Below are 8,120 nucleotides of genomic sequence, written 5' to 3'. Positions count from 1 at the left end.
AGTTCTGCAAAGACTTTGCAAATTTCGTACATCGGAATGCAGACTGCTGAGGTAGCAATTGCACCTAATATTAAAGTGATATTAAAGACTGACTCTAAGACGCTTGATGAAGTGATGATTGTAGCTTATGGTACTGCAAAGAAGTCATCCTTCACAGGATCAGCATCGACAATACAGGCTGATAAAATCGTTTCTGGATCGAGAGAATCATTTGATAAAGCTTTGTCAGGTAAGATGGCCGGTGTACGCACGGCTTCTGCTACAGGAGATCCGGGTTCCATGGGAGAAATCAATATCCGTGGTGTCGGTTCTATCAGTGGTTCTAAGACTCCTCTCTATGTGATTGATGGAGTAGTTACTAAATCGGATGATGATATGAATTATTATGGAAAAACGCAGAGTGTTTTAAGTACTTTAAATCCGGATGATATTGAAAGTATGACCGTATTGAAAGATGCCGCCGCTGCTTCACTCTATGGATCTCGCGCCGCTAACGGTGTAGTAATCATTACGACAAAGAAAGGAAAAGAGGGTAAAAGTACGGTGACATACTCTGGAGAAGTTGGGTGGAATAAAATGGCCGTGAATCAGTTCAAAATGATGAAGAGTTCTGATTTAATTGATTACACTCGAGAAGGGCTGGCCAACTATTATATGGTTTATGAAGGTGTACCTACAAAAGAAGAAGCTTTGCAAGAGGTAACCGATGCTGACATGGCAGGCTTTCTTCACAATCCGGATGGAAGCATTGATACCAATTGGAAGAACGAAATTTATAGAACTGCCATTACACAAAACCATCAGGTATCGATTAATGGGGGTACGCAGAATACACAGTTCTATGCTGGTGTAGGTTATAATAAGAGCGAAGGTATTGTTTTAGGTAGTGATTTCGAACGTATTTCAGGGCGTTTGAATGTGAATCATAAAGTTAATAAATGGTTGGAAGTATCTCTCAAAGAGATGGTGACAGCAACAACTCAGAATGGTTTCCGTGATCAAGGAGATCAGGGGCAAGGTTTGGGCACGTCATCACCTCTTGGAGTCTTGTTTGCGATGGATCCCACTTCTCCGGTTAAAAATACAGATGGAAGCTACAATGAGAATGCTGCTTGGGGACAAGCTTCGAATCCACATTTGATGTTAGGAGGAAAAGATAGTAAATATTCACTGGAGTGGATCCAGAGTAAGATGTTTCGTAGTTTGACAAATGCTGATGTTAATATCCGATTTTGTGATAAATTGAACTTCAAAACGATTTTTGGATATGACTATATAGATAACAAACATTTTGAATATTGGGATCGTAATAGTGTGAATGGTGCATCTGTTGCAGGTATGGGATCACGTTATAGCTTTGAAAGCCGCGTTGCCACCAGTTCATCTACATTGCGCTATTCTGATACATTCAAAGATATGCATAATCTGGACTTGATGGCAGGTTTTGAAGTAGAGAACAGAGATCTGCTTCAGATTGTTACTGTGGCTAAAAATTACTCAAGCCATTATCCTGAGTTATCAAACGGACAACCCGATCAGGCATCAAGCGCTACATTCGGCGCAGGAATGATGTCATATTTTGCAAGCGGTAACTATAACTATGATAACAAATATTATCTATCAGCAAGTTTCCGTCGTGATGGCTCTTCGCGTTTGAGTGAAGATAATCGTTGGGCAAGCTTCTGGTCAGTATCCGGTGCATGGAGATTGAGTAAAGAAAGCTTTATGGAAGACATGCCGTTGTTCACAGACTTCAAGATCAAAGCGTCTTTTGGTACAAATGGTAACCTGCCAGGAAGTTATTATGGATACATGGATCTGTTTACGGGCTCAGGATATGGTAATAATCCGGCTATTTACTGGTCAAGCATTAGCAATGACAAACTGAGTTGGGAAAAATCGAAGAATTTTAATGTGGGATTCGAATGGAACATGTACGATCGTGTGAACCTGTCTATTGAATATTATAATAAGAAAACAACTGATTTGCTGTTTAAGGTTCCAACCTCTCTTGTCACTGGTTTTGAGAATCGTTGGGAAAACCTGGGTAGTTTGAAGAATGATGGTGTAGAGTTAGAAGTAAACTCTAAAAACATCATGAACAAGAACTTTACATGGACAACCAATTTCAACATGACTTATCAGCGTTCATTGGTAGATAAACTGCCTGAAAGCAAGGATATTGAATATGGTGACGGAGAAATGTATCTGCATCGTGAGGGCGAATCAATGTATACTTTCTATTTGCCGGAGTGGAAAGGTGTAAATGCAGAAACAGGACTTGGCGAGTTCTGGCTTGACCCGAACGATCATTCTAAAGGAGTAACGAACTATTATTCGGAAGCAGGCAAAGGCGTTGTAGGAAAAGCATTGCCTGATGTGTTAGGAGGTTTGACTAACACATTCACTTATAAGGATTTTGATTTGTCGTTTCTGATCACTTATCAGTTTGGTGGAGATATGTTTGATTATCCGGGATATTTCTCTCACCACGATGGCGTGAGACTTGGTAGCACCAATCTTGATGCTGATGTAGCAGGAAACTTCTGGAAAAATCCGGGTGACAAGGTAGATAATCCGATGCCTATTTATGGTAATCCTTACCGTTGGGATAGATTTTCAAGTCGTACAATCAAATCGACCGACAATATTCGTTTGAGAGAACTGACCTTTGGATATACACTGCCTGTCTGGAAGAACTATTTGAAAACTTGCAGAATCTATTTTAGAGCTAATAATCTGGCTATGCTTTGGTCAAAAACTAAAAACATAGATCCCGATGTAGCAATGAACGGATACAGACAAGCTGATACACCTCAGTTGAGAAGTTGTGTTTTCGGTATCAATATTCAATTCTAATTTAATAAATAGACGATATAATGAAAAAGTTATATGTTTTTACTCTAATTTTAGCCTTATCTGTATCGGCATGCGATACATTTGACAAAACCCCTTCTGCTGAATGGCCTTCGGAAGGAGCTATTGCAACGGTGGAAGATTTGCAATATGCAGTGAATGGTGTTTATCAGTCACAAACTTCCTCTATCGATTTAGGAACAAATCCCAGAGGTAGTTATGCCGGTGATTTTGGATTATATGCCGATATGAGGGGTAGCGATTTTCAGTGTATTGGTAAAAATAACCAAGCGACTGATGTATCCAAATATCAAGCGACTAAAAACAGCACGGATGCATCTAATTTCTATAAGCGTTTTTATCTATCTTTAGCAAGAATCAACAAGATATTTGACAGTGTTCAAAAAGCTGAATTAAAAGGGGATGACGTAGAAGCTATGGAAGGAGAACTGTATGCCCTTCGTGCATTATTCCATTTCGATCTGGCTCGTTTGTTTGCTAAGTTGCCCTCTAATGCGCAAGACGATGATTTGGGGATTGTTCTTTCTACACAGGTATATGAATCAGGATATATAGGTGAAAGAGCCACTATCGCTAAAACTTATGAAACGATTCTTACAGATTTGCAGACTGCATTGAACAAATTGTCAGAGACAGATCACAAAGAACTGGGGCATATCGACTATTGGGGAGCCCGTGCGCTTCGTGCCCGCGTCTATCTGTATATGAATAAAAATGCGGAAGCATTGGCAGATGCTAAGTATGTCATTGAACACTCTCCCTATCGGCTGTTAACCAGAGGTGAATATATCGGTTCATGGCTTAAAGAAGGTAGTAATGAAAGTATTTTTGAAATCATGGTAACATCTCTCTATAATCCTCAACGCAATTCTTTGGGATATTATACACATGCCGAAGGATATGCCGAAGCGGGAATTACAGAAAATTTCAAAACCTTCCTACAATCACGTCCAGACGATATCAGAAGCGAATTGATCGCTGAAGAAACTGATACGGACGGAAAGACTAACAAGGGTTGGTATATACAGAAGTATCCGGGAAGAGACGGACAGATTTATGTAAACAATCCGAAAGTGATTCGTCTGTCTGAAGTTTATTTGATTGCAGCAGAAGCAGCCCTGAAGACAGGTGGTGACGCAGCGTATTATATCAACGAATTGCGTAAAAATCGTATTCAGGGGTATACAGATGTGGCTACCGTTACTTTGGATGACATTCTGACAGAACGCCGTCTTGAACTTTATGGAGAAAACCATTCCGCTTGGGATTACTGGCGTAATAAACAGTCTATTAACAGCCCGGCAGTAAAAGAGGTGAAGTATGATGACTATCGTACTGTAATGCCTATTCCTGTTGCTGAGATCAATGTTTCAAAAGGAAAGCTAATTCAGAACGAAGGATATTAGCAGATAACTCTTAATATATCATTAGAAAGGCCTGCGTCGAAAGCATCTGCTTTAGGCACAGGTCTTTTTAGTAATCGAATCAATACTATTATTATTTCGCTATGCCGAAACTTTGCTCGACCTTGCCGAATGTTATGCCAACAAGGCCGGAGGTGAAGCTACTGCCAAAAGCCTGTTGAAACAAGTCAGAGGACGTTCGGTAGATGCAGCTACGGATCCGTTGAAGATCGATAACTTGACGGGTGATGCACTGAAAGAAGCGATTTACAACGAGAAACGCCTTGAGTTTATAGGCGAGGGTATCCGTGGTATTGATATTATGAGACGTGGGGAACGTTTCATTAAGGTGGGTGCGAATGAAACAATTAATGTGGGTCCGTCCGATGAAAAATATACTTGGCCGATACCTCAGGTTGAGTTGCTGCTGAATAAAGATATTAATAAATAAATAGTCAATAAATAATAAAGAATCGCTCAGGTAGAAACACTTGGGCGATTTTTTCTTTTAGTATGTTACGAAAATAGCTATATTTGTCGCCATATTATGATAAGGTATAAAGTAGAATGAAAGAATTTGTAATATCCGAAGCCAAAGTCGAAACTGCTGTTCTGGTAGGTCTCATCACTCAGACACAGGATGAACGCAAGACCAATGAATATCTGGACGAGCTGGCATTCCTGGCTGAGACAGCCGGGGCGGAAGTGGTGAAAAGGTTTACGCAGAAGTTGCCGACGGCTAACTCGGTGACTTATGTGGGAAAAGGAAAACTGGAAGAAATTAAAGAATATATAAGAACAGAGGCTGAAGAGGACCGGGAAGTGGGAATGGTCATCTTTGATGACGAACTCTCGGCCAAGCAGATACGTAACATCGAAGCTGAACTGCAAGTGAAGATACTGGACCGTACTTCACTGATTCTTGATATATTTGCCATGCGTGCCCAGACGGCTAATGCCAAGACTCAGGTAGAATTGGCGCAATATAAATACATGTTGCCCCGTTTGCAACGTCTCTGGACTCACCTTGAACGTCAGGGTGGTGGTTCCGGAAGTGGTAAAGGAGGTTCGGTAGGTCTTCGTGGCCCGGGTGAAACTCAGTTGGAAATGGACCGCCGTATCATCCTTAACCGTATGTCACTGCTTAAGGAGCGTCTCGCCGAAATAGATAAGCAGAAGTCTACCCAACGTAAGAACCGCGGACGCATGATCCGTGTAGCTTTGGTAGGTTACACCAATGTGGGCAAATCGACCATGATGAATCTGTTGGCGAAGAGTGAAGTCTTTGCTGAAAACAAGCTGTTTGCCACACTCGATACGACGGTACGCAAGGTGATTATCGATAATTTGCCTTTCTTGCTTTCCGATACGGTTGGTTTCATCCGTAAGTTACCTACTGACCTGGTGGATTCCTTTAAGTCTACCCTCGACGAAGTACGTGAGGCCGATCTGCTGGTTCATGTTGTGGACATTTCGCATCCCGGATTTGAAGAGCAGATAGAGGTGGTGAATAAAACACTGGCCGACATCGGTGGAGGTGGAAAACCAATGATTTTAATATTTAATAAGATAGACGCCTATACCTATGTAGAAAAGGCGCCGGACGACCTTACCCCCAAAACAAAGGAGAACTTGACACTCGAAGAACTGATGAAAACATGGATGGCTAAGATGGAAGATAACTGTCTGTTCATCTCCGCCCGTGAGAAAATCAATATAGACGAACTGAAGAGTGTGGTTTATCAGCGAGTGAAAGAATTGCACGTGCAGAAGTATCCCTATAACGACTTTCTCTATCAGACCTACGACGACGAAGAGTAACTTGTAGTTTGTAATAAGAGGATTATGGGAAAGACTTACCGTAGACTGACTGAAGATGAAATTCTTCAGTTGAAGAGCCAGTCGTGTCTGGCTGATGACTGGAACCATGTTGCGGTCGCTGAAGAGTTCACAACCGAATTTGTGCATCACACCCGTTTCTCGGGAGAGGTGAAACTGGGCGTTTTCCATTCGGACTTTATCTTGCCGGGAGGAATCAGGAAGCATTCCGGGCTGAGGCATGTCACCTTGCACAATGTAATTGTGGGCGACAACTGTTGCATTGAGAATATCCAGAATTACATTGCCAACTACGAAATAGGAAACGACACTTTCATTGAGAATGTAGATATTATTCTGGTGGACGGTCTGACTCAGTTCGGTAATGGAGTAGAGGCCGCCGTGCTGAACGAAACGGGAGGTCGCGAAGTGTTGATCAATGACAAACTGTCTGCTCATCAAGCTTATATTCTGGCTCTTTACCGGCACCGTCCGGAACTGATCAGCCGGATGAAGGCGATCACTGACTATTACTCCAACAAGCATGCTTCTGCGATGGGGACCATCGGCAGCCATGTGATGATTCTCAATACCGGTTCTATCAAGAATGTGCGTATTGGCGATCATTGCCGGATTTGCGGAACCTGCCGTCTTTACAACGGAAGTATCAACAGCAATGAAGCCGCTCCGGTACATATCGGGCATGGTGTCATTTGCGATGACTTTATTATTTCCTCCGGTTCTCATGTGGACGATGGAGCTATGCTGACCCGTTGCTTCGTTGGGCAAGCCTGTCAGTTGGGACACAACTACTCCGCTTCCGATTCCCTGTTTTTCAGTAATTGCCAGGGAGAGAACGGTGAAGCATGTGCCATCTTTGCCGGTCCGTATACCGTAACCCATCATAAGTCTACCTTGCTGATAGCCGGTATGTTTTCGTTTATGAATGCCGGTTCGGGGTCGAACCAGAGTAATCATATGTATAAACTGGGACCGATTCATCAGGGGACGTTGGAAAGAGGAGCTAAGACTACTTCCGATTCATACATTTTATGGCCGGCGCGTGTAGGGGCTTTTTCATTGGTGATGGGGCGTCATGTGAATCATGCCGATACCTCGAACCTGCCTTTCTCTTACCTGATCGAGCAGCAGAATACGACTTATCTGGTGCCGGGAGTCAATCTGCGCAGTGTCGGGACTATCCGCGATGCCCAGAAGTGGCCGAAGCGTGACAAACGTACGGACCCGAACCGCCTGGACTATATAAACTACAACCTTCTGAGTCCATATACTATCCAGAAGATGTTCAAGGGGCGCTCTATACTGAAAGATCTGAAGCGGGTGTCCGGCGAGACATCGGAGATCTATTCTTACCAAAGTGCAAAAATCAAGAACTCTTCGCTGAATAGCGGCATACGCTATTACGAAATAGCTATCCATAAGTTTCTTGGTAATTCCATCATTAAGCGTCTTGAGGGGATTAACTTCAAAGATAATGAAGAGATACGCCGGCGTCTGAAACCGGATACCGAAATCGGAGTAGGCGAGTGGGTGGATATTGCCGGTTTGATTGCTCCGAAAAGTGAAGTGGAAAAACTGATTACCGGTATCGAAAGTGGTGAGATCGATCGTTTGAAGAGTATGAATGCCCGTTTTGCCGAGATGCACGATAACTATTATACTTACGAATGGACGTGGGCTTACCATAAGATACAGGAATTTTATGGTCTGAACCCCGAAACCATTACAGCAAAAGATGTTATCGCTATCGTCCGTGCCTGGCGTGAAGCAGTGGTCGGACTGGACCGCATGGTGTATGATGACGCACGCAAGGAATTCTCACTTTCGTCTATGACGGGTTTTGGTGCCGATGGCTCACGCGATGAAATGAAGCTGGATTTCGGCCAAGTACGTGGCGATTTTGAGAGTAATCCGTTTGTCACTGCCGTGCTGCAACACATTGATGATAAGACTGCTCTGGGTGAGGAGCTGATTAACCGTATCGGACAACTGGCGTGACGG

General features: G+C 43.0%; 4 protein-coding genes and 1 pseudogene. All 5 read left to right on the top strand.

Annotation, left to right across the window (positions count from 1 at the left end; all coding sequences use genetic code 11):
* Positions 1–36 precede the first annotated feature (36 nt).
* The 5 genes and pseudogenes from JZY04_RS07710 (at position 37) to JZY04_RS07690 (ending at position 8,117) form a co-directional block, all read left to right on the top strand.
* Complete coding sequence (locus JZY04_RS07710; protein ID WP_234078744.1) at positions 37–2,859, top strand: TonB-dependent receptor; 2,823 nt, start codon at positions 37–39, stop codon at positions 2,857–2,859.
* Positions 2,860–2,879: 20 nt separating this feature from the next.
* On the top strand, positions 2,880–4,283 hold the full coding sequence (locus JZY04_RS07705; protein ID WP_122141544.1) for a RagB/SusD family nutrient uptake outer membrane protein: 1,404 nt from the start codon (positions 2,880–2,882) through the stop codon (positions 4,281–4,283).
* A 91-nt stretch (positions 4,284–4,374) separates the two neighbouring features.
* Positions 4,375–4,731 (top strand): annotated as a pseudogene (locus JZY04_RS07700) (RagB/SusD family nutrient uptake outer membrane protein); the annotation flags it as partial.
* A gap of 116 nt (positions 4,732–4,847) precedes the next feature.
* Positions 4,848–6,101 carry a GTPase HflX gene (hflX, locus tag JZY04_RS07695; protein ID WP_005775357.1) on the top strand — a complete coding sequence of 418 codons (1,254 nt, stop codon included), beginning with the start codon at positions 4,848–4,850 and terminating at the stop codon, positions 6,099–6,101.
* Between the two features lie 24 nt (positions 6,102–6,125).
* Positions 6,126–8,117, top strand: coding sequence for a DUF4954 family protein (locus JZY04_RS07690; protein ID WP_122141545.1), 1,992 nt, complete (start codon positions 6,126–6,128; stop codon positions 8,115–8,117).
* The last annotated feature ends 3 nt before the right edge of the window (positions 8,118–8,120 follow it).

It is taken from the genome of Bacteroides sp. 11BF (assembly GCF_019633765.1).
Lineage (GTDB): Bacteria > Bacteroidota > Bacteroidia > Bacteroidales > Bacteroidaceae > Bacteroides > Bacteroides hominis.
The sequence above is the reverse complement of the archived record's forward strand: the minus strand, read 5'-3'. Positions and strand labels throughout refer to the sequence as shown.

Excerpts from the sequence above, each read along its gene's own strand:
- JZY04_RS07710 (WP_234078744.1), top strand. The coding sequence starts at position 37 with ATGCAGACTGCTGAGGTAGCAATTGCACCTAATATTAAAGTGATATTA.
- hflX (WP_005775357.1), top strand. The coding sequence starts at position 4,848 with ATGAAAGAATTTGTAATATCCGAAGCCAAAGTCGAAACTGCTGTTCTG.
- JZY04_RS07690 (WP_122141545.1), top strand. The coding sequence starts at position 6,126 with ATGGGAAAGACTTACCGTAGACTGACTGAAGATGAAATTCTTCAGTTG.
- JZY04_RS07705 (WP_122141544.1), top strand. The coding sequence starts at position 2,880 with ATGAAAAAGTTATATGTTTTTACTCTAATTTTAGCCTTATCTGTATCG.